We start from the raw sequence: 23048 nt of genomic DNA on the forward strand, positions 1-23048 counted from the left end.
CTACGTAATTCATAATTCGTAATTATGAATTAAATTGACTAGAATATTCTCGCCTTAAAACTCTATCTCTTTATGGGTAGAGTGTTTACCAATTCTGTATTCTAACTCCTGATTTATTGTCCAAACTCAAGCCTAGCCTGTTCTACCAAATCACCAGTCACAACATCTTGGCCTGCTTCACGAGCCAGCTGTTCAATTCTGGCTTTAGCTTGAGAGCGGACAAAAAAGGGAATATTTTGTAACTTTTCTTTAGCTTCAGATGTCCATCGCAAAGTATCAATAAAATTGGAATCGTTCATAAATTAGTTACCTTGGCAAGTCGCTTACTTTAATTAACGTGAGTTCGACGAGTGCTATTTTGACCTCTCCCCCAGCCCCTCTCCTACCAGGAGCTACAGTGTACACACAAGTCCTTCTGACCCCCTCTAACTCCCCCTTGGTAAAGGGAAGAACCGGATATTTCCCCCCAAAACATCGGGGGGATTAAGGCTTTCAAGGGCAGGCTTTTAGGCTTTCGATAAATAGTTGAGAATGTTCTCAATTATTGAACGTAGTTTTAAGTTTTCAGACAATGGTTTTGGTTTTAAAATCCCAAAAATTTGTCTAATCAAAAAAACCTGCCCCAGAAAGGGGGATTAAGGGGGGGTAAATTCAGGGTTTAAGCTTCATTACCAAGATATGTGTACACCGTAGCCTACTAGGAGAGGGGAGCAAAAACCCTCCTTACTCGTTACTCCTCCCTCTCCCAAGGGGAGACGCACTCGCGTTCGCCTTTTAGGAGAGGGAGGCTGTCCGGGAGAGGTCTGTCGAACTCACGTTTAATTAATAGATTACTAATTTTCGTATAAAAAAAGCCCTTGCTTTTATGCAAGAGCTTTTAAATTAATAGTCAGTGATGAAATAAACTTTACAACCTAATCTAGGTCGTCCATGAACATCACCGGCTCAGTATCACGGTTAATTCCTTTCTCAAAACCACCAGCCGCAGCCCGTGCGCGACCAGCGTGCCACAAGTGACCAACTAGGAAGAAGAATGCTAGTACGAAGTGAGAAGTCGCCAACCAAGCGCGAGGAGATACGTAGTTGAAGGAGTTAATTTCGGTAGCCACACCACCTACGGAGTTCAAAGAACCCAGAGGAGCGTGGGTCATGTATTCAGCAGCGCGACGAGCTTGCCAAGGCTGAATATCATTCTTGATTTTTTCCAAGTCAAGACCATTCGGACCACGTAGAGGCTCCAACCAAGGGCCGCGGAAATCCCAGAAGCGCATGGTTTCACCACCAAAGATGATTTCACCAGTTGGAGAGCGCATCAGGTATTTACCTAGACCAGTAGGGCCTTGGGCAGAACCGACGTTAGCACCCAAGCGTTGGTCACGAATCAAGAAGGTCAAAGCCTGAGCTTGAGAAGCTTCTGGTCCAGTAGGACCAAAGAACTCACTTGGATAAACGGTGTTGTTAAACCAAACAAAGATTGAGGCAATGAAGCCCATAAGAGAAAGAGCGCCCAAGCTGTAGGAGAGATAAGCCTCACCAGACCAGATGGATGCACGACGTGACCAAGCAAAAGGCTTGGTAAGAATGTGGAAAATACCACCAGAAATTAAGATAAAGGCGACCCAGATGTGACCACCGACCACATCTTCTAAGTTATTGACGCTGATAATCCAGCCTTCGCCGCCAAAGGGAGACTTGATTACATAGCCAAAGATAACTGCTGGGTTCAATGTCGGATTGGTAATAATCCGAACATCACCACCACCTGGTGCCCAAGTGTCATACAACCCACCAAAGAACATTGCCTTTAACACTAATAGCAATGCACCGAATCCCAAAATAATCAGGTGGAACCCGATGATGTTGGTCATCTTGTTCTTGTCTTTCCAGTCGTAACCAAAGAAAGAAGAATATTCTTCTAAGGTTTCTGGACCGCGAACGGCGTGATAGATACCGCCAAAGCCAAGGACGGCTGAGGAAATTAGGTGGAGTACACCGATAACAAAGTAGGGGAAAGTATCGATAACTTCACCACCAGCACCAACACCCCAACCCTGAGTGGCAAGGTGAGGTAACAAAATCAAGCCCTGTTCGTACATGGGCTTTTCAGGAATGAAGTGAGCGACTTCAAACAAAGTCATCGCTCCAGCCCAGAATACAATCAAACCAGAGTGGGCAACGTGAGCACCCAGTAGTTTGCCAGATAAGTTGATTAAACGGGCGTTACCAGACCACCAGGCAAACCCGGTGGATTCTTGGTCGCGTCCAGCGCCGCCTAAGATATTTGGTCTATTAGAGAGCGTTACCACGTGGTAATACCTCCTCAGGGAATACAAATTGTTCGTGGGGTTGATCTTGAGGAGCCATCCAAGCGCGGATACCCTCGTTGAGCAAAATGTTTTTGGTATAGAAGGTTTCAAACTCCGGGTCTTCCGCCGCCCGTAATTCTTGGGAGACGAAATCATAAGCCCGCAGGTTGAGTGCTAAACCGACGATGCCGACGGCACTCATCCACAAGCCGGTGACTGGCACGAACAACATAAAGAAGTGCAACCAGCGCTTGTTAGAGAAAGCAATCCCGAAAATCTGTGACCAGAAACGGTTTGCTGTCACCATTGAATAAGTTTCTTCCGATTGGGTGGGATTGAAGGCGCGGAAGGTGTTAGCACCATCACCGTCTTCAAACAAGGTATTTTCCACTGTGGCACCGTGAATCGCGCACAGTAGCGCACCACCCAATACACCCGCAACACCCATCATGTGGAAGGGGTTGAGTGTCCAGTTGTGGAACCCTTGCAAGAATAGCAGGAATCGGAAAATTGCGGCTACGCCAAAGCTGGGTGCAAAGAACCACGAGGATTGTCCCAAGGGGTACATCAGAAATACGCTGACGAATACCGCAATGGGAGCAGAGAATGCCAGAGCGTTGTAAGGGCGGATACCTACTAGACGAGCAATTTCAAATTGCCGCAACATGAAGCCAATCAAACCGAAGGCGCCGTGTAGGGCAACGAATGGCCACAACCCACCCAATTGGAACCAACGGGTGAGGTCGCCTTGAGCTTCTGGTCCCCACAACAGCAATAGGGAATGTCCCATGCTGTCGGCGGGGGTGGATACTGCCACTGTTAGGAAGTTACAGCCTTCTAAGTAGGAGGAGGCTAATCCGTGGGTGTACCAAGAGGTGACGAAGGTGGTGCCGGTCAGCCAACCGCCTAGTGCTAGGAAGGCGCAGGGGAATAATAGTATCCCTGACCAACCTACGAATACGAAGCGATCGCGCTTGAGCCAGTCGTCTAGAACGTCAAACCACCCTCTACTGGGCGCACGTCCAACTGCGATGGTCATCGGACTTAAATCCTCTTTTTTTACTAAAATTGCAACGTTTCTAAGGCATTACGGAAAGCCAATGTAACCGACTGCCGTGAGGAATTAACGTTTTTTTGACAATCTCAACTGCTTTTAAGTAACTGAGATTCTGAGAGCTTACTGACTAGTTAAGTCATTATTTCTCAGGGTTATGACATTACACGTACCATCGGCTAGTAATTTAGCTTGTGGTAACTTAATGATTCTTAACTTATCACACTACTCAGGGTTTTTGCCTGATACGCAAAAGGAAATGAGCTATGAAACACGAACCTTATAAATAATATGAATATCAGAAATTTTACAATTTGACACAACTTTTCTCAGAAATCTAAAAAAATTTAATGCAGATGGAGGTAGGTAGAATAACTCATTTCAAGAGGTCAAAAAGAGGCAGGGACAGGAAAGCAGGGAATTAAGAGGGGCAGAGAGTGAGGGAGTAAAGAATTTTGATCGGCCATTGAGTAAAAAAATAGTACAACATTACCTGAAAAAATTATATCGGTAGCAGGAACATGGAACGGCGCAGTTGAGTTTTTGTCAACGATATTTGGTAAAATAATCTGGATAATGACTTTGCGGCCACGTCGGTGATACACCTCTGGAAAACCTATGTGAAACGTTAGACAAGGAGAAAGGAAGTTGGCATATCTTGACTAATACAAATAGCCTAAGTGGTTTGTCCCGTAGTACAAGAAAGCCAGCATTATCCGAAACAGGAAAATTTGTAGGGTACAAAGTGAAAAATTTCTAGTCTGCGGCAGGGTTCCCGTGGACTTAAAACATAGCTCTTTGTGCCTCCTAAGCAATAGCCGGATTGGCAGAGAAACCCACCACTCTATGCAAAAGCATTTAGTGTACGAGTATGTGACAGCGAGTATCTCACGGGCAATGGTAGTTCAATGACGACATCAACAACGATTAACAAAGGCGATCGCCTCCTGCACCAAAATGTTCTCGGTTCTCGTCGGTTCAGTAACTACTGGTGGGCAACTATCGTTACCTTGGGAGCAAGCGGCTTTCTATTGGCTGGAATATCCAGTTATTTAAAAGTTAATTTACTCATAGTTTCCGATCCCACTCAACTGGTATTTGTCCCCCAAGGATTAGTAATGGGGTTATATGGTACTGCTGGCTTGCTATTAGCTACATACCTGTGGTTAGTGATTTTATTGGATGTTGGAGGCGGTTACAACGAATTCGATCGGGAAACTGGCGCAATCAAAATCTTCCGTTGGGGGTTTCCTGGTAAAAACCGCCGAATTCAGATTGATAGCCGCATAGAAGATGTCCAATCTGTATTAATAGACATAAAAGAAGGTCTTAACCCCCGTCGCGCCCTCTATCTACGCATTAAAGGACGGCGAGATATACCATTAACACGGGTTGGACAACCAGTATCTTTAACAGAGTTGGAAACAGAAGGCGCAAAGTTAGCCCGCTTTTTGGGAGTATCGTTAGAAGGATTGTAAGGGAGTGAGGGAAGAAGAGGGGGAGCAGGGGGCAGGGGGCAAGGGGGAAAAGAAAAATTCCTTCTTTCCCCTCTGCTCCCAGCTCCCTGCCCCTCTGTCTCTTGTGCCCAATGCTCCTCAAAACGATAAGATACTCTGGTTAAATCGGTAACAGGCAATGCGGTTAAAAATTTCTCAATTTTTGCTTTCTCTTGTGATTATCAGTGCTTTGATCTTGGGAGGATGTTCAACACAGCAAGTCGCTTCTAATAGCTCTTCTCCAAACTCGACAGCTACCTCGACCACAACCGAGGCGAGTACCAAGACAACTACTGAAGCAACTTCTGTATCTCAAACTAGTAGTGAGAGCATTCCTGGACTGGCAGATTTACCGCGCCTCGAAGGCAAGGCTACTGTGGTAATCACGGTTAAAGGTTCGCCGATTACTATCGAAGTAGACGGTACTGATGCCCCCATTACAGCTGGCAACTTCGTAGATTTAGTGCAAAAGGGGGTTTACGATGGTTTAGCTTTCCATCGAGTTGTGCGCGAACCCCAACCGTTTGTAGTTCAAGGGGGCGATCCTCAAAGCAAAGACCCGAAAGTTCCAGCAGACAGACTGGGAACAGGTAGCTATATTGACCCAAAAACAGGAAATGCTCGTTATATACCTTTAGAAGTTAAGCCCAAAGGTTCAGATACTCCGATTTACAATAAACCATTTGATGCTACTGCTCAACCCGTCGTATTGCCCCATAAACAGGGTGCAGTAGCAATGGCGCGATCGCAATCACCAGATTCAGCTTCTGCCCAGTTTTACTTTGCTTTAGCGGATCTAGCATTTTTGGATGGTAACTACGCCGTGTTTGGCAATGTCACTCAAGGCTTTGATGTCGTAAACAAAATTCAGCAAGGCGATCGCATTGACTCTGCTAAAGTCACTCAAGGTGCTGAAAACCTGAAAACACCAGGAAAGTAGGGAAAGAGGCAGGGGAGCAGGTGGTCACTGAGCGTTGGTCATTGAGCGTAGCCGAAATGAGCCGAAGTGGGAGCAGGGGGGCAAAGGAAAAACTCTTAACTCTTGTACAGACGCGATTAATCGCGTCTCTACTTTTAACTCCTAACTCCTAAATTGGTCAAAATTGTTGTTACTGGTATTGGTTTAGTTTCCGCCTTGGGTGGAAGCTTCGAGGATAGCTGGCGAAATTTAATCGCAGGTAAATCTGGAATTCGGTTACATCAACCGTTTCCAGAACTTACACCACTTCCTCTAGGTTTGATTGGCGAACAACCATCTGAGTTGACAAGGTTAACTCAGATGGTTGTTGCTTCTGCTTTACAAGATTCTGGGTTAGTTGCACCTTTAGCTGATTGTGCTGTAGTCATTGGATCGAGTCGCTCTTATCAAGCGTCTTGGGAAAAATTGGCGCGGCAAATGTATAACGCGGAAAATTTTCCTGTGTCCTCTTTGGGAAATTGGCTAGATACATTACCTCATATAAATGCGATCGCAGCCGCAAGACAAATCGGTGCATCAGGTATAGTTTTAGCACCAATGACAGCTTGTGCTACTGGAATTTGGTCTATTGCCCAAGCAGCTATGCTTATACAAACTGGGCAATGTCAACAAGCGATCGCAGGTGCAGTAGAAGCACCGATTACACCCTTAACTTTAGCTGGATTTCAGCAGATGGGTGCTTTGGCGAAAACTGGGGCTTATCCCTTTGATTTGCACAGAGAAGGCTTAGTCTTGGGTGAAGGTGCGGCTGTATTTGTCTTAGAATCAGCAGAATTGGCAAAGCAGCGTCAGGCAAAAGTTTATGGTGAAATTCTCGGTTTTGGCTTAACCAACGACGCATATCATAGTAATTCACCAGAACCAGAAGGGAAAAGTGCGATCGCTGCTATCAAACAATGTCTAGAACGTAGTTGTCTATTACCAGGCGATATTGATTACATTCATGCTCATGGTACAGCTACCCAACTAAATGACCAGATGGAGAGTATGGTAATTCAGCGTTTGTTTCCCCAAGGCGTGGCGGTTAGTTCCACCAAGGGAAGCACAGGTCATACACTAGGGGCATCTGGAGCTATAGGTGTAGCTTTTTCTCTCATGGCGCTAAAGCATCAAATATTACCGCCTTGTTTAGGATTGCAGCAGCCAGAGTTTGATTTAGATATCGTGACATCTGCACGTATAAGTAAAATTCGACAGGTATTATGTTTGAGTTTTGGCTTTGGGGGACAGAATGCCGCGATCGCGTTAGCAGCTCTTTAGCTCCCTTGTCACCTCCTCAAGTCAAAAACGTTAAAGGGAAAAGGGGAAGGTGGGGCCCCAAGAAGGGGATAAGGGGCGGGGGAAAAGGGAAAGAAAAAACCTTTAACCCAACCCCAGTAACCTTTTCCCCAAACCAAATTCTGAGTTCAAAATGCACAAAGCGAGTAGTATTGCATCTACTTGTTACTATAGTTTTGAAAAATAAATTGTGATTAAAAGGGAATATGAATGGCGATTGCTATTCGACAAGCTCGTGACGACGAACTTGAAGCGCTGATTCCGATACTACTGTTGGCAGAAGAATCGGAGCGTGCACTGCAATGGGGGCTTGCTAACCTCGTTGATGCTGTATATCGCATGGACGACAACGAACACTTGGTTGGTGCAGCAACGATGAAATGGCGCAGCGACCCCTGCGAAATTATGGAACTTGGTATAGCCCCTGAGTTTCAAAGGCAGGGTTTAGGTAAGGAGTTCGTTGCTTGGTTGATTCAAGAGGCGAAGCAACGCGGCAAGAAACAGATGCTCGTTGGCACGTCTAACTCAAGTCTTGGCAACATTGCTTTTTATCAAAAGTGCGGATTTCGGATGGATCGTGTGCGCCATGACTACTTTTGGTATTTACCTCAGCCAAGTTACGAAAACAGCATTCAGATTCAGGACATGCTTGTATTTCGTTTCGATTTGGTGCCATCCTCAACTAAGAAAAACAAACTCAAAGAGGAAAAGCAAATTAGGTATGAAAGCTAGGGTAAAATTAGTTCTTCAGGATGAAGAGAGAGAATGGCAGCAATAATGGTTCCCACTTAATGCCTGCTCACCGAAAAATTTACAGATTAATTGAGATAGTAGCTTCGATATAGGTATAGCTACTTTAAGCTTGAGTGACTAGTGCTATGTACATTGAATCATTATCGATAGCAACCTTGGAGCAAGCAATTCACCTAAGAGAAGAAGTTTTCCCAGGCGTGAGTAATAGTAGTGATAGTCCATCGCTGGTGGCAAGTTTATATCTAGATGAATATGCTCAATGGTTTTCAAACAGTGGAATTACCCAACTCAATTACTGGGTTGCGATCGATGAGCAATCTTTCCAAGTAATTGGGCTAACTGGGTTATATTGCAAAAGCGAAGACGAACAAGAAGCTGACTGGTTAGGCTGGTTTTGTGTAGCATCACGATTTCGAGGAAAAGGAATTGGAAAAGAGCTATTAGACTTTACCATCGACTTAGCACAAGCAAAAGCAAAAAGGTACTTACGTTTGTATACTTGGGAACATCCTTCTTCTTATGTAGCCCGGATGCTTTATCTCAAACGCGGTTTTTACCAAATTGGTGAATCCCCAAACAAAAGCGGATTTAAAACTATCTATCTTGAACTCCAACTCGATAGCATTATTCACAGTGGATGAAGAAATTTTTTTATAGATTTTGTCAAAGCTTACATCATCGGCAGCTAACAAGCCAATTCCGATCGCAGGCAGAACCTTTCATCGCAACTTTAGAGGAAGAGGCAATCAACGGTGCGAAGCGATGCCTACAGCAGTAAACTATTCTCCTAGAACAAATGCACCAGAACCACAGTTACATAGATTGCGACAGTGTTGATCGCTCAAAGCCTTGACAAAACTGGGTTTTATACTTAGCACTGGCTCAACGCCCCGCTATCCATGTACAGCACTTTGCTATGGGACTTCCAAGAAATAAATTATCCACTCTTGTGGGGTGGGCGACACGAGCGCCCGTTGACAGGGGCGGACAAGATGTCATTGGTGTCAACTTAACGTGAAACCGAACGTCCGCCAGGGATTAAAATCCCTGTCTCATAGCAAAAGTCTTCTGAAGAGGACTGAAGATTACAGTCCATTTTAATGGACTTGGGTTATTAGACCGCCGTTTTAACGGTGGGCGGACTGCTTTACACCCAGATCAGAATATACAATATAAAACTGTAACAAAAACTACAAAATAAGTCTTTTACCCAAAAAAAAGGATAAGCTTAGGTACAGATGAGATCCGGTTCGCAAAGATACCGTGATTAGGAGAAAATTTATGATTTCAAGATCCTCGTTGCTGTCAGAACCTGCTTCGCCAGCGCATATATGCCCCTTTGACCAAGCGTGTAGTTACTTAGAAGCGGCAGCTAAAGAATTAAATTTAAATCAGGGTTTGCTAGAAATTCTCAGCCACCCGCGTAAGGTTGTCACGGTTTCCATTCCCGTGAAACTAGATGATGGGGAAATACAAGTTCTCGCTGGACACCGAGTGCAGCACTCTGATGTCTTAGGCCCATACAAGGGCGGAATTCGTTACCATCCGGCTGTGACATTGCGCGAAGTATCTGCTTTAGCAATGCTGATGACCTGGAAATGTGCCTTATTAGGTATTCCTTACGGTGGTGGGAAAGGTGGCATTGCTATAGATCCCAAACGCTACAGTGTTGGCGAATTAGAGCGAATCAGTCGCCGTTATATCAGCGAGTTGATTAAAGATATTGGGCCTTCTGTAGATATTCCTGCGCCAGATATGGGTACTTCTGCCCGTGAAATGGCTTGGATGATGGATACTTACTCTGTGAATGTTGGTCATGCTGTACCAGGAGTTGTAACTGGGAAACCCCTTTCGATTGGTGGTTCTCTGGGACGAGAAATGGCAACCGGACGTGGCACAATGATTATTGTCCGTGAGGCGCTAGCAGATCGAGGTAAATCTTTGGTAGGAGTGCAAGTAGCCATTCAGGGTTTCGGTAACGTTGGCTGTGCCGCAGCAGAATTACTACATGAAGCAGGCGCGAAAATTATCGCCGTTTCAACTGGTGCAGGCGGAATATTCTCCGAAGCTGGTCTTGATATTCCCAAATTAAAAGTCTACGCGGCTGAAAATCGCAAGAGTATTGTCGGTTTCCCGCAATCTGTACCAATTAGCAATGCAGATTTATTAACTCTACCCTGTGATGTCTTAATACCAGCAGCTTTGGAGAACCAAATCACTGAAGAAAATGTGAATCAGGTGCAGGCGCAAATTGTCGCAGAAGCAGCTAACGGCCCGGTTACTCTTGAGGCTAACTTGGCCTTAGAGGCGCGGGGTGTGACAGTGTTACCAGATATTTTGGCGAATGCTGGCGGTGTAGTAGTCAGTTATTTAGAGTGGGTGCAAGGTCTTTCTTACGTATTTTGGGATGAGGAGCGCGTCAACCGCGAAATGGAACATTTGATGGTGCAAGCCTATCGCAAGGTGATTCATCAGTCGGAGGTACGGCAAATTTCTTTAAGGCTAGCAGCTTATACACTGGGGGTAGGTAGAGTGGCTCAAGCGTTGACTGACAGAGGTCTTTATCCTTAATATTTGGGCATAGACAGCAGTTTTTAATTGAATAAATAACATATAAGGGCACAACTATAATATTGTGTCCTTATTATGTTATGAATAGCCGATGTTTCTGTTAAGCGATCGCTACAACATAACTAGTGGTTTATCGCATTATGACTCGCTAGAAGGTGCAGCAGCATGAATCAAGTCTGGTGTTTCCTCAACAGGAGGACGCTCAATAGTTTGAGCCGATGTGGGACGTTGATGGCGATCGCGAGTTTGGATCTGCACAGGTTGACCAGTTTCAATTGACTGATAAAGTGCTTGAATGATATTAACATCAATCAATCCTTCCGTTCCAGATGGCTCTGGGTCTTTATCTTGCAGAATACAAGCAGAGAAGTAGGTAAATTCAGCTGCTAGTTGATCGCGATCCTTAAAAGTCCGCTCTTGAGTTTCACCATTAATTGTTAAGTAATGCTTGATTTCGCCCTGCCAAGGATATGCAGGTTCTACTCGTAAATCGCCTTGAGTACCTACAATCTGATAAGTTGAAACACTTGCACCTCCAAAGCTACAGGTAAATGTTGCCAAACGCTCATTTGGGAAGCGCAAGATAACGCTAGCCATTTCTTCCACTTCGCTGAAGCGTTCTTCTCCTTTATTGGCAGCTACAGCAAATACTTCAATTGGTTCATCTTGAAATAGATAACGTGCAGCATTAATGCAGTAGATGCCAATATCATAGAGCGTGCCACCACCTGTAATATCTCGTAAACGAATATTGCCTTCTTCTACTTGCTGAGTAAAAACCGAGTTGAAAATTCGTGGTTCACCAATTTGCTTTGAGCGCAAAATTTCGACTGCTTGTAAATTAGCTTCTTCTAAATGTAAGCGATAGGCAATCATCAGCTTCACATTATTGTCATTGGCAGCTTTAATCATTGCCTCACACTCTTGTTCTGTTACTGCCATTGGCTTTTCACATAATACATGAATTGCCTGGTTAGCAGCCCGCACAGTATAGTCACAATGCAAGTGATTAGGTAGCGCAATATAAACTGCATCAACCTCGCCGCTTGCCAGACAGTCTTCATACTCCTCGTAAGAGTAAGTATGGTTAATACCGTACTTTTTGCTTAGTTCTTCGCTTTTTGTCGGATCGTCTGAAACCAGTGCGACTAATTCCGAGTTTTCAGCGTGGGTAAAGGAAGGTAAGGCAGCTTGTTGGGCAAACCAACCTAAACCAACAACGGCGTAACGAATTTTGTTCTTACCATTTGTAGTGGTCATTTTTCTACTCTTTGATGAAGGAATATTTTGGTAATTTTGATGCCCTAATTACGTGGAAATTATGGCTAACTATTTATGCTTATGCAAACATTTACAACCAAGTGCATTATTACATTGCTAATGCAGCTTCTACATTTGACACCAACTTAGCTTTAGTTTCTTGAAACTCATGTCCCAATTCAGTTAGTTCTCGATCGCTCATACATTCGCGCACAGCATTAAAAATTTCGCCTTCTTCTTCTTCTACATGATGCTCAAGTGTTTCCTTCAATTCGCTCATTTTTTCTTTAAACTCAGGTTGAGTAGGCTTAAGCACCTTAATTTCTTATAAAATAACTGAGACTTCTTCATGTTCTTCTTCAGCTTCTTCAACATATTGTTCAGTTTCTTCGTATTCTCGCAAAGCTGGGTAGAAAACTAATTCTTCAGTTCTTGCATGTAAGATCAATTCTATATAGATTTGATTGAATTGCTCAACCAACTTTGCACCTTTAGCTTTTTCTGCTTCTGCAAAAAGTTTCTCAACTTGGCGATGCTCTGCTTCAATTAATGAAAGAATGTCTGCTGATTTAGCTTTAGTTTTAGCCATTTTTACCTCAGGAATAATCGATTTCTCAGACTGATATTTGGAGGTTAATGAATGAGAACTCGTATATTCTCAATGACTTGGGAAATGAAAACCTCAGTCTTTGAGTAAGCTTTAATTTAGACTTAAGGAATATTTTCGGTATTGCACCTTAACTGAAATTCATAACCTCAGCATGATGGATGCTGAGTATGTAGCGTTAGCAGGTCAAAGCTACAACCCAAACCTCGAACACCTGTTGAAGATTCCCACACATTTGGTACAGCCTTACAAAGAAGCGGTGTAAGTCTTAAACACAACTAAGTTTTGTTTGTCTTTGATGTTACAACAGAAATGACAAAAGCTACTTAGTATATATGACAACCGACCTCCAAAAACAGGGATTATTGCTTCTGCGTCAAGCGCTTGATAATTCCACAGCCAATTTTCGCCCTGGACAATGGGAAGCGATTGAAGAATTACTCCAGCAGCGATCGCGTCTACTAGTTGTTCAACGTACCGGTTGGGGTAAAAGTCTAGTTTATTTTTTAGCAACTCGCCTACTACGCGATCGAGGCGCTGGTTCTACTCTTTTGATTTCGCCACTACTGGCTTTGATGCGAAACCAAATTGCAGCAGCCCAACGCATTGGTGTAAAAGCTAAAACAATTAACTCTAGCAATACAGATGAATGGCAATTAGTAGGAACACAGTTGCTAGCAGGAGAAGTAGATATTCTGCTAATTTCTCCCGAAAGACTAGCTAACGAAGAATTTCGGGAAAAAATTCTTTTACCAGTATCTCAACGCATAGGTTTATTTGTTGTTGACGAAGCTCATTGTATTTCCGATTGGGGACATGATTTTCGCCCTGATTATCGCCGGATTGTGAGAATTTTACAGGCACTTCCCCAAAATATCCCAGTCTTAGCAACAACGGCTACAGCTAACAATCGAGTTGTAAACGATTTAGTTGCTCAATTAGGATCAAATCTGCGTGTTTCCAGAGGAAATTTAACCAGACAAAGTTTACATCTGCAAAATATTTCTATCCCCAGCCCAGCAGCACGAATGGCATGGTTAGCTCAACAGCTTCCTAACTTACCAGGAAGTGGGATTATTTATACCTTAACTGTGAGAGATGCTGAAAGAGTTGCTAATTGGTTAAAAACTCAAAATATTAATGCTAAGGCATATCATAGTAATTTAGACGATAAAGTTCGTATAGTATTAGAAGATGAACTTTTGAACAATGAAATTAAAGTATTAGTAGCAACACCAGCATTAGGAATGGGTTTTGACAAACCAGATTTAGGGTTTGTCATTCATTACCAGCGTCCTGGCTCAGTTGTCCATTATTATCAGCAGGTAGGACGAGCAGGGAGAGCGGTAGAAAAAGCTTATGGAATTCTTCTCAGTGGTGATGAGGATGATGATATCACTAACTATTTCATCAATACAGCTTTTCCTCCAGAGGTGCATACGCAACAAATTTTAAATGCACTTAATGCAGCTTTAGATGGTTTTTCTATTCCCCAATTGGAGCAGCAACTGAATCTATCACGAGGACAAATTGAGAAAGTTTTAAAACTGCTTTCATTGGAATTTACTGCACCTGTAACTAAGCAAAATTCCAAATGGTATCTGACCCCAGTCTCTTTTCAACCTGACACTGAAAAGATTGAAAAGCTTACACACATTCGTCGCCAAGAACAAGCTAGAATGTTACAATATATGCAAAGTCAAGAATGCTTGATGAGTTTTCTCGCAACAGAATTAGACGATCCTCATCCCATAGCTTGCGGTAAATGTGCTGTGTGTTTGAATAGACCGTTATTACCAGAAGCTTTCTCAATTGAGCTTGTAAATAAAGCAATTCAATATTTACGTCGCAGCGACCAAATCATTGAACCACGTAAAAAATGGCCACCACAAGCATTGCCTAATTATGGCTTTTCAGGCAATATTAAAAATAATTTTCAAGCAGAAGAAGGAAGGGCATTATCTTTATGGGGCGATGCAGGTTGGGGAGAATTAGTCAAGCAAGGTAAATATCAAGATAATCATTTTGATGATGCACTAGTTCAGGGTATTTTTGACATGATTCAACGTTGGCAACCACAACCCTTTCCGACTTGGATAACTTGTGTTCCCTCATTGAATCGTCCAGAACTCGTACCAAGCTTTGCTCAAAAACTGGCAGAGAAATTAAGCTTACCTTTTATGCCAATTGTGCAGAAAGTTCATCAAACTGAATTGCAGAAAAAGATGAGCAACAGTTACCAACAAGCTCATAATTTGGACGGAGCTTTTGCTGTTGACTCTTGGCAAGGAATGAGTGGTTCTGTTTTCTTGGTTGATGATATAGTTGATTCCCGTTGGACTTTTACTGTAATTGCAGCACTTTTGCGTCGTGCTAACAGTGGGGTAGTTTTTCCTGTGGCATTAGCACTCAATTCATTCGGTCAAGGGGATTAGAAAATCATGTTAAATCATGTCCTGCAACCAGATACTCAAGCAATTTTGCTGTTGTGTGCCAGCTTTGGGCAAAATCGCCAAATTGAGCCACAACCCCTGACTCTGAGTGAATATAATTCACTAACAGAGTGGTTGCGGGAAAACCAGATGCGTCCAGCAGATTTACTAGAATCTACAGGCAAAGAACAGTTAGAAAAAATTACTGTTAATAAGCTTAACCCTGAAAGGCTTTCAGCTTTATTAGAACGGGGTATGATGCTAAGTTTAGCTGTTGAGAAGTGGACTAATCAGGGATTGTGGGTGTTGGGAAGAAGTGACGCAAACTATCCTAAACGTCTCAAGCAAAAGCTGAGACATTCAGCACCAGCAATTCTCTATGGTGTTGGCAATATCGAACTGCTATCTCTAGGAGGATTAGCAATTCTCGGTTCTCGTGATGTCGATGACGAAATACTTGGTTACACGCGAAGAGTTGCACAAAACAGCGCTGTACAAGAAATGCAAGTGATTTCTGGTGGGGCGCGTGGGGTAGACCAAGCAGCAATGCTAGCCGTGTTGGACGCAGGAGGAACATCTGTTGGTGTCTTAGCGGATAGTTTGACGAAATCGGCAGTGAACAGCAAATATCGCTCTAGTATTCAAGAGGGTAGGCTTACTTTAGTTTCTAGTTATGACCCTGAAGCTGGTTTTAATACTGGTAATGCGATGGGGCGAAACAAATATATTTATGCTTTAGCAGATTATGCTCTTGTAGTCAGTTCTTCTTTTGGTAAAGGCGGTACTTGGGCGGGTGCAGTAGAAGCGCTTTCCAAACTTCAAGATATCCCAGTTTTTGCCCGGTTGGATGGGTCTGTGTCAGAAGGTAATCAGCAACTCCACAATCAAGGCGCAAAAGCTTTTCCGGCTGAACCCTGGAATAATTCATTGAGAGAACTTTTGGCAAAAGCGGCTTCTTTGGTTGAATCAGTACAGGTTGAGGTAGAAACAACAACTCAAAAGACTGTCTTGGATATTCATCCACAAGATATTTATCAAGCTGTTTTACCATTTATTCTTAATCATTTACAGCAACCGAAAGATGCAAAATCTCTGGCGGAATCTTTGGATATCAGATTATCTCAAATGCAGGATTGGTTAAACAGGGCTGTAAATGAAGGTAAGGTGAGAAAAATTAATAGACCAGTGGCTTATATAGTCAATAAACCAGTGACTCAACTTTCTTTATTATGATGGTGTCATCAGGGAATTCAAAATCTTAAGCATAATTGGTGTATAAAACACCAGTGTCTAATAGGAATAATAGGAGTTTAACAAGTGTATGGTGATACAAATAGAACCAACAACTCAGACTTTATACGACCAAGATTATTACCTTTGGCTGAGGACAACCATCAACCAACTTCGCGCTGGTCAGTTTTCATCTGTAGATTTAGATAACTTAATTGAAGAGTTGGAAGATATGGGGAGGAACCACAAGCGAACGGTGAAAAGTTTGTTAATTCGACTTTTTGAACATCTACTTAAGCTTACATACTGGGATATGGAACGGGAGCGAAATGAAGGGCATTGGAAAGGTGAAATCAGGACATTCCGTAGAGATATTAAGGATGAACTCAAAGATAGTCCTAGCTTAAAACCTTACATTTTAGAAATATTTGATCAATGTTATCAAGATGCAAGGAAAGAAGCAAGCGATCGCTCTCAACTTGCCATTGACATATTCCCCTCTATACCCATTGGCTCTTTAGAACAAATCTTAGATGAAAACTGGTTTCCTGAATATAACCACAATCATCACGGTAAACCCGATTAAAATGAATACGCAACTTGGGTTTCCATAGGAGTATGCAGACGTGCAGCCGGACTTAATAGGCTTGGAAATTAGTAAGGGGGAACTGAGACGTTTGACTGGGTTCGATCCAGAAGACGTTTTTCGACCCTCGGTTTTGCGAGATGGCAAAAAGCGATTAGGGTTTTTTATCAGTGAAATGCTGGTGACGCTGGCGCTAACGCCAATAATTGTAGGCTTTGTTTACGCGTTTATTATTCTACCAACTATTGGTTCTTCAGTTCGACTAGGAATTCTTTTACTAATTTTAGTGCCAATGCCGATATTAGTGGGGCGATGGCTATGGCGACAATTAACCTGTCCCGAAGGACTGACAATACTTTTAGATGAAGTTGATAAATATCATGACCTAGTTGCTGCTATAGATATTAATGACCAATTAGCAGCATCAGGAAACGTAGAAAGCAGTATCCATGACCGAGATAAAGTCACTGCTGCCTTGCAACTAATTAGAGAAGATTTAGTTCGCGCTCTGAAAACGGAACGAATTTTGCGAGATAATAAAAAATTGCTTGCTAATAACCAAGAGTTATTTGTGAATAATTTAGCGAGTCTGCGAGCTTTACAAGTTAGTAGTCAAGCAGGCGAATATGCTCAACTGCTAAATCAATCATTGCAAATTGCGATCGATGTGCAAGCAGAAATCAGAAAATTGCAAAAAGGCTAAGAGAATGTTTGTAAAAGTGGTTACACGAGAATTTACCTGCCTCCACAGGTTAGAAAACCCTTGATTTTGGATTAGTTCACGGGAGGTGGACTTTACTCATGTAGTAGTGACTTCTAGTCACCCAATATTTTTTCAGAAAACAATCGCCCCGTTGACTTAAATGAGCAACAAACCCAAAATAATTGTCCTGGATGATGACCCTACAGGTTCTCAAACAGTCCACAGCTGCCTGCTGCTAATGCACTGGGATGTAGACACTCTACGCAGTGGGTTACAGGATGATTCGCCGATTTTCTTTGTGCTGACTAATACTAGAGCGCTAACGCCAGAGTCAGCTGCATCTGTCACCAAAGAAGTTTGCCATAACCTGAAAATCGCTTTGAAGGCTGAAGGAATTGAAGATTTTCTAGTTGTCAGCCGTTCTGATTCTACTTTGCGGGGACATTATCCCATTGAAACAGATGCGATCGCCCAAGAACTCGGCCCCTTTGATGCTCATTTTCTCGTACCAGCATTTTTTGAGGGGGGACGCATCACCCGTGACAGCGTGCATTACTTGATGATTGGCGGTGTACCCACCCCAGTCCATGAAACCGAATTTGCCCGTGATTCCGTCTTCAGCTACCATCACAGTTACTTACCCAAGTACGTCGAAGAAAAGACTCAAGGACGAATTAGTGCCGAAGCTGTAGAAAGGTTTCTCTTGGCCGATATTCGCGCTGGCAGTTTGGAACGATTGTTACAACTTCATGGTAATCAGTGCGCTGTCGTCGATGGTGAAACTCAAGCCGATCTCAACCGCTTTGCAGTGGATATATTAGCAGCCGCAAGTCAAGGCAAACGCTTTTTATTTCGCAGTGCTGCAAGCATTTTAACGGCTTTAGCTGCTTTACCTCCCCAACCCATTGCTGCCGAAAACATGGCTCAGTACGTGCGCCAAGGCAAACCAGGTGCGGTGATTGTTGGTTCCCATGTGAAAAAGACTACCCAGCAATTAGAGGCGCTGTTGCAACTAGAAGGAACTGTAGGCATCGAAGTAAATGTAGAGCGATTACTCGATGATGCAAATCAATCTGCGACATTACTAACTGAAATCCAAGAAAGTACACGGACGGCACACAAAGATGGCAAAACACCAGTGGTTTATACTAGCCGTCAGGAACTAAATTTTCAAGATGCCAAGACACGATTGGAGTTTGGGGAAAAAGTTTCAAGTTTATTGATGGATATTGTGCGCGGTTTACCATCTGATATAGGATTCTTAATCAGCAAGGGTGGCATTACTTCAAACGATGTCTTGAGTACTGGACTAGCTTTAACTTCAGCCCGTTTACTCGGTCAAATTTTAGCTGGTTGTTCAATGGTGTTAACGTCATCCGATCATCCCCAGTTTCCTGATTTGCCTGTGGTGCTGTTTCCAGGTAATGTCGGCGATGCTGATGCCTTGGGGACAGTTTATCAGAGGTTGACCTTGCCAATTTGAGATTTGAGACTTGAGATTAAATAATATTTTGGTTCATGCCAGACTAACATTTTGCTACGCATCACTCCTTGTCGGTAATACAAATCCAAAATCCCAAATTTAAAATCCAAAATCTGTGTATCCTTTGTCTTTTGGCTAGTACTCCATGACTTCTGATTCTGCGATTCCCAATCTAAAGTCAAATTCTGCACTTCCTAATGCAGAATCAAACTCTATCCTTTCTGAGATAGAGGTAAATTCTACTGTTTCTGATGTAGAGTCAGATTCTATCCTCCCGGATGCTGAGTTAAAATCTGTCCTGCTTTATTTAAAATCAAATACTGTTCTTGGAGATGTAGAGTCAAATCCTGCTGACCCAGATGTAAAGTCAACTAATACTGATGCCGGATCGGATTTTATCCTGACTGATTTAAATCCCAATGAGTTAGCATTACCAGCGCATCGCGTAAATGATAATACTCAAGTCCAGTTAAAAAGTAAGGAGGGACGATTGTTATTAATTTTGCCCTCAGAATCTCAAGTATCTGCTTCAGAACTTACTTGGTCTGATATTTGGCAGCAAATCAGACAACGTCTGAGTGCAGGCGATCGCTTTCGGGTATCTAATACACCTGTGCATTTAATGGCACAAGACCGTTTGGTAGATACCAGACAACTCCAAGAACTCGCCGAGGCTTTGAGTGAAGTCCAACTCCGACTGATATCTGTCTCGACAAGTCGGCGGCAAACTGCGATCGCTGCTGTGACATCTGGGTATTCAGTAGAACAATTACAGCCCGTAACTTCCCTGAGTTCTGAGCCAACAACTACAGCGATCCCCCAAGAAGATGCCCTTTATTTAGAAATCACAGTCCGCTCTGGAGTAGAAATTCGTCATCCTGGGACAGTAATTATCTTGGGAGATGTAAATCCAGGTGGTATTGTAATTGCAGATGGAGATATTATTATCTGGGGTCGTCTGCGTGGAATCGCTCATGCTGGGGCTGGAGGCAATAGTGAGTGTCTGATTATGGCCTTGCAAATGGAACCAACCCAACTGCGGATCGCAGATGCTGTCGCTAGAGCACCAGAAAAACCGCCAGTGCAGTTTTATCCAGAGGTGGCACATATTACGCCCCAAGGAATTCGGATCGCTAGGGCGACTGATTTTTCCAGAAACCAATTCACCAAGAGCAATCAAGAACCATAAATATTTACTTAAAGAATGAAGTATATAAGTAAAGATGAAATAAAACAAATATTTATGCCTCGCCCTCATCAGGGAGAACAGATATTTCTTCATACTTGATACGATACTTCATACTTTATACTGCAATTTACTGTTTTATATTTCCTGAACCCTCATTGACCGCATTTCTATCATGACTCGCATTATTGTGATTACCTCCGGTAAAGGAGGAGTGGGTAAAACCACAGTTTCAGCAAATTTGGGTATGGCTTTAGCCAAAATGGGGCGTCAAGTTGCTTTGGTTGATGCGGATTTTGGTTTGAGAAATTTGGATTTGCTCTTAGGGCTAGAAAACCGCATCGTTTATACTGCGGTAGAAGTTTTAGCCAGAGAGTGCCGATTAGAACAAGCCTTGGTGAAAGATAAGCGCCAACCGAATCTCGTACTTTTGCCGGCAGCCCAAAATCGCTCTAAAGATGCAGTCACACCCGAACAGATGAAGTTATTGGTGAATGCACTAGCGCAAAAATATCAGTACGTGATTATTGATAGCCCTGCCGGTATTGAAAATGGGTTTAAAAATGCGATCGGCCCGGCCAAAGAAGCGCTAGTTGTCAGCACACCAGAAATTTCCTCAGTTCGTGATGCCGATCGGGTAGTAGGGTTACTAGAAGCACAAGGTATCAAGCGTGTTCATTTAATAATTAACCGTATCAGACCCGCAATGGTGCAGGCAAATGATATGATGTCAGTGCAAGATGTTCAGGAACTTCTCGCCATTCCCCTCATCGGGGTAATCCCTGACGACGAGCGTGTTATTGTATCTACCAATCGCGGCGAACCCTTAGTGTTAGCAGAAAATCCCTCTTTAGCTGCCACAGCCTTTGAGAACATTGCTCGTAGATTAGAAGGGGAAAGTGTCGAATTTCTGGAGATCGACTCGTCCCAAGACAGCATCTTCGCCCGCCTACGAAGGTTGTTGTGGACAAAGATTGTTTAACTTACCTTTCCAGTCTCCGCCCCAGACCTATTCGTAATGATTGAACTTCTAGAAAAACTTTTTTTTCGCGGCCCTGATAGCAGTCGAACTCAAGTTAAACGTCGCCTGCAATTGGTGATTGCTCACGATCGCGCTGATATAGATCCTCAAACGTTGGAAAAAATGCGCAAAGAAATCCTAGATGTTGTCTGTCGCTATGTAGAAATTGAGACAGAGGGCTTGGAGTTCTCCTTAGAAAGCAACCAACGAACCACAGCTTTAATTGCCAATTTACCCATCCGCCGGGTGAAGGGTGCTATACCTGAATGGGAAAGAGGTGATAAGCCTCTCTAGCTTTAATTTTAAGTATTTTTATTTACGATCTAGTTAAATTGTTGGTTCCTAGTCAGGACTTTATTCCTGGCTTTGAGGACTAAAGTCCCCACTACAAACTACTTTTTATAAATGGTTTGGCAGATATTATATTGCTGATTGAAAATATGAATTTATCTCACCAAAACAGTAAAAATTAGACTTCTTGGCATTTGTCGGGAAAAGGGGAAAAGGCTCTGTATTGTCCCCTTCCCCTTTAACCTTTACCCTTTTCTCCCTCTTGCAAAAGCACTTTTGCAAGAGGTCTATTGAAGATATTCAACCTCTGTCACTCTCCGAAAACACAGATAAAAAAATCCCGTTATCAGCAGTGACGACAACGGGAGTATGTAGGGTTTTTTATAATCTATCGGTAGGCAACTTGGGGGCCTGCCCAAATTTCTGTCACCTTTTTACCAAAAGTAATCGGCCGATCGCTGTCGGTTGTAGTAATAGCCTTACCATCATTAGCAACTTGTATTAATGGCCAGTTTTCCTCGCCCAATTCTCCCGCACGGAATAACACGCGATCTGGTTGGCTTTTACTCCACCCTAACAATACAGCAACTTTTTCATGTTCTTCGTCACTAAGAGGAGCAACTGTGTTAGCGTGATTTTTTTGCCGATCCCAAATCACAGCACTATCTGTAGAATCACCCGTGTTAAATATACCATCAAACTTGCGTGCTAAGAAGCGATCGCCTTTTTCTGACCAGCTAACTGGAACTAATACTCCAATCTTACCGCTCGTATCAGTTTCTTCTGAAGACTCCGCTTTTGCAGCCTTTACCTTTAATAAAGGATCGCTAACTGGAGTCGTTGAAGCCATCACCCACAATTTCTTAGTGTGCATATCTTGGACAAACAGCACGCTGGTGACACGGCTGTTGTACATTTGGGGTTTTACCTCCAGTTGCACCCGGCTATAAACAGCATATTTACCATCTGGAGAAATCACGGGTACGCTGCGATAGTGACGCACTCCAGAACCACCATTAGCAGCAACAGCTTCTTGAGTTGCTGTAATCCATTTCCAAGGAATCGGATGAGGACTACCTATTGGGTCTATTTGTTCTGCTTGGGACTCATCAACTGGTTCCACAACAGGTATTTCCGTCGTTGTGGTTGATTGAGATTCTTTAATCGCTGGTGCTACTTGAGTTGCTGTCAATGATTCAGTCAAAGACTTTTCTCTAGAGAGATAATTTTCTTGTCCTCTTAAAGACTTGACATTAGCAGCTTTAAGTTTGCGTATTAAATTAAGTTGACTAACAGGAACATCTGTTGATGGTGCGAGTTCAACTGCTGCCAAAGAATCGGGAACAGTTACATCACTTACATCTAAATCGCTGCTTGAGAGATAATTATCTACTTCAGTTGGAGACTCAATTTTATTTGCTGGTAATACTTGCGGTTCCTGAACAGCAGTACTTTGTGTTGGCACAGAGTCAAATTCTTCTGTTATCGATTCGATTTGATCTGTTTTTAATGTTTCAGCTATCTCAGGTTCCCCAACTACAGCTATTTCCTTTGATCCAGAGTCAGATTCTTCAGTTATCGAAGTTAGTTTATGTACTTCGGATTTTACTGGGATCGAGTGAGCCGATGCTCCTAATAATGGCGCAATTAGGATCGCAACGACAACATAATTGAGAAATGGTTGGGTGCGGAACCATCCTGACAGCAAAAGGGGTTTAAGCATTTGTAGACTCTCTAGAGGGGGCAATTGCTATGTGAGAAGCAATACATCAACAGCAATGAGCAGGTGGTAGTTATATGTATAACAAGAAA

General features: G+C 43.1%; 22 protein-coding genes. 15 read left to right on the forward strand and 7 right to left on the reverse strand.

Features of this window, described 5'->3' with window-relative positions; genetic code table 11:
* Window positions 1-113 precede the first annotated feature (113 nt).
* From ACR5KR_RS08160 to psbD, 3 genes are all read right to left on the reverse strand, one after another.
* Window positions 114-299 carry a PCP reductase family protein gene (locus ACR5KR_RS08160; RefSeq protein WP_448266126.1) on the reverse strand — a complete coding sequence of 62 codons (186 nt, stop codon included), beginning with the start codon at window positions 297-299 and terminating at the stop codon, window positions 114-116.
* A 615-nt stretch (window positions 300-914) separates the two neighbouring features.
* Complete coding sequence (gene psbC, locus ACR5KR_RS08165) at window positions 915-2306, reverse strand: photosystem II reaction center protein CP43 (protein ID WP_445626991.1); 1392 nt, start codon at window positions 2304-2306, stop codon at window positions 915-917.
* On the reverse strand, window positions 2290-3345 hold the full coding sequence (gene psbD, locus ACR5KR_RS08170; RefSeq protein WP_322694081.1) for a photosystem II D2 protein (photosystem q(a) protein): 1056 nt from the start codon (window positions 3343-3345) through the stop codon (window positions 2290-2292). Before psbD ends, psbC begins: the two co-directional genes overlap by 17 nt.
* A gap of 923 nt (window positions 3346-4268) precedes the next feature.
* Between psbD and ACR5KR_RS08175 the strand changes: the two genes are divergently transcribed.
* The 7 genes from ACR5KR_RS08175 to ACR5KR_RS08205 all read left to right on the forward strand — a co-directional run bounded on the left by ACR5KR_RS08175 (window position 4269) and on the right by ACR5KR_RS08205 (window position 10437).
* Window positions 4269-4838, forward strand: a complete 570-nt coding sequence (locus tag ACR5KR_RS08175) for a photosystem I assembly protein Ycf4 (protein ID WP_322667183.1) — start codon at window positions 4269-4271, stop codon at window positions 4836-4838.
* 157 nt (window positions 4839-4995) lie between these two features.
* Window positions 4996-5796: a peptidylprolyl isomerase gene (locus ACR5KR_RS08180; RefSeq protein ID WP_445626990.1), complete on the forward strand. Its 801-nt coding sequence runs from the start codon at window positions 4996-4998 to the stop codon at window positions 5794-5796.
* A 153-nt stretch (window positions 5797-5949) separates the two neighbouring features.
* Window positions 5950-7095, forward strand: a complete 1146-nt coding sequence (locus ACR5KR_RS08185; RefSeq protein WP_448266128.1) for a beta-ketoacyl-ACP synthase — start codon at window positions 5950-5952, stop codon at window positions 7093-7095.
* A gap of 228 nt (window positions 7096-7323) precedes the next feature.
* Window positions 7324-7845, forward strand: a complete 522-nt coding sequence (locus tag ACR5KR_RS08190) for a GNAT family N-acetyltransferase (RefSeq protein WP_448266129.1) — start codon at window positions 7324-7326, stop codon at window positions 7843-7845.
* Window positions 7846-7991: 146 nt separating this feature from the next.
* Window positions 7992-8507 (forward strand): GNAT family N-acetyltransferase, encoded by a 516-nt coding sequence (locus ACR5KR_RS08195; RefSeq protein ID WP_445626987.1) that lies wholly within the window; start codon window positions 7992-7994, stop codon window positions 8505-8507.
* Between the two features lie 19 nt (window positions 8508-8526).
* On the forward strand, window positions 8527-8703 hold the full coding sequence (locus ACR5KR_RS08200; protein WP_445626986.1) for a hypothetical protein: 177 nt from the start codon (window positions 8527-8529) through the stop codon (window positions 8701-8703).
* Window positions 8704-9147: 444 nt separating this feature from the next.
* Entirely contained in the window at window positions 9148-10437 is a 1290-nt protein-coding gene (locus tag ACR5KR_RS08205; protein WP_448266130.1) for a Glu/Leu/Phe/Val family dehydrogenase, read from the forward strand.
* Between the two features lie 138 nt (window positions 10438-10575).
* Here the strand turns inward: ACR5KR_RS08205 and ACR5KR_RS08210 are convergent, their stop codons facing one another.
* The 3 genes from ACR5KR_RS08210 to ACR5KR_RS08220 all read right to left on the reverse strand — a co-directional run bounded on the left by ACR5KR_RS08210 (window position 10576) and on the right by ACR5KR_RS08220 (window position 12286).
* Window positions 10576-11697: a Gfo/Idh/MocA family protein gene (locus ACR5KR_RS08210; protein ID WP_448266131.1), complete on the reverse strand. Its 1122-nt coding sequence runs from the start codon at window positions 11695-11697 to the stop codon at window positions 10576-10578.
* 109 nt (window positions 11698-11806) lie between these two features.
* The gene (locus ACR5KR_RS08215) at window positions 11807-12013 is read right to left on the reverse strand and encodes a hypothetical protein (RefSeq protein WP_448266132.1); all 207 of its coding nucleotides are present in this window, start codon (window positions 12011-12013) and stop codon (window positions 11807-11809) included.
* A 9-nt stretch (window positions 12014-12022) separates the two neighbouring features.
* Window positions 12023-12286, reverse strand: coding sequence for a hemerythrin domain-containing protein (locus ACR5KR_RS08220; RefSeq protein WP_448266133.1), 264 nt, complete (start codon window positions 12284-12286; stop codon window positions 12023-12025).
* A 353-nt stretch (window positions 12287-12639) separates the two neighbouring features.
* Between ACR5KR_RS08220 and ACR5KR_RS08225 the strand changes: the two genes are divergently transcribed.
* The 8 genes from ACR5KR_RS08225 (at window position 12640) to minE (ending at window position 21239) form a co-directional block, all read left to right on the forward strand.
* Window positions 12640-14739: a RecQ family ATP-dependent DNA helicase gene (locus ACR5KR_RS08225; RefSeq protein WP_448266135.1), complete on the forward strand. Its 2100-nt coding sequence runs from the start codon at window positions 12640-12642 to the stop codon at window positions 14737-14739.
* A gap of 6 nt (window positions 14740-14745) precedes the next feature.
* Window positions 14746-15969: a DNA-processing protein DprA gene (locus tag ACR5KR_RS08230; RefSeq protein ID WP_445626980.1), complete on the forward strand. Its 1224-nt coding sequence runs from the start codon at window positions 14746-14748 to the stop codon at window positions 15967-15969.
* Between the two features lie 88 nt (window positions 15970-16057).
* A complete protein-coding gene (locus ACR5KR_RS08235) occupies window positions 16058-16552 on the forward strand; it encodes a DUF29 domain-containing protein (RefSeq protein ID WP_448266136.1) in 495 nt (164 codons plus the stop codon).
* 40 nt (window positions 16553-16592) lie between these two features.
* Window positions 16593-17255 carry a hypothetical protein gene (locus ACR5KR_RS08240; protein WP_322711332.1) on the forward strand — a complete coding sequence of 221 codons (663 nt, stop codon included), beginning with the start codon at window positions 16593-16595 and terminating at the stop codon, window positions 17253-17255.
* A 160-nt stretch (window positions 17256-17415) separates the two neighbouring features.
* Window positions 17416-18738 (forward strand): four-carbon acid sugar kinase family protein, encoded by a 1323-nt coding sequence (locus ACR5KR_RS08245; protein WP_448266137.1) that lies wholly within the window; start codon window positions 17416-17418, stop codon window positions 18736-18738.
* Between the two features lie 145 nt (window positions 18739-18883).
* Complete coding sequence (minC, locus tag ACR5KR_RS08250; RefSeq protein ID WP_445626977.1) at window positions 18884-19927, forward strand: septum site-determining protein MinC; 1044 nt, start codon at window positions 18884-18886, stop codon at window positions 19925-19927.
* Between the two features lie 172 nt (window positions 19928-20099).
* Window positions 20100-20906, forward strand: a complete 807-nt coding sequence (gene minD / locus ACR5KR_RS08255) for a septum site-determining protein MinD (RefSeq protein ID WP_012410009.1) — start codon at window positions 20100-20102, stop codon at window positions 20904-20906.
* 36 nt (window positions 20907-20942) lie between these two features.
* Entirely contained in the window at window positions 20943-21239 is a 297-nt protein-coding gene (minE, locus tag ACR5KR_RS08260) for a cell division topological specificity factor MinE (protein WP_292776638.1), read from the forward strand.
* Window positions 21240-21624: 385 nt separating this feature from the next.
* Here the strand turns inward: minE and ACR5KR_RS08265 are convergent, their stop codons facing one another.
* Window positions 21625-22959, reverse strand: a complete 1335-nt coding sequence (locus ACR5KR_RS08265) for a hypothetical protein (RefSeq protein WP_448266139.1) — start codon at window positions 22957-22959, stop codon at window positions 21625-21627.
* Window positions 22960-23048: the final 89 nt, after the last annotated feature.

Source organism: Nostoc sp. DSM 114159 (assembly GCF_053470285.1).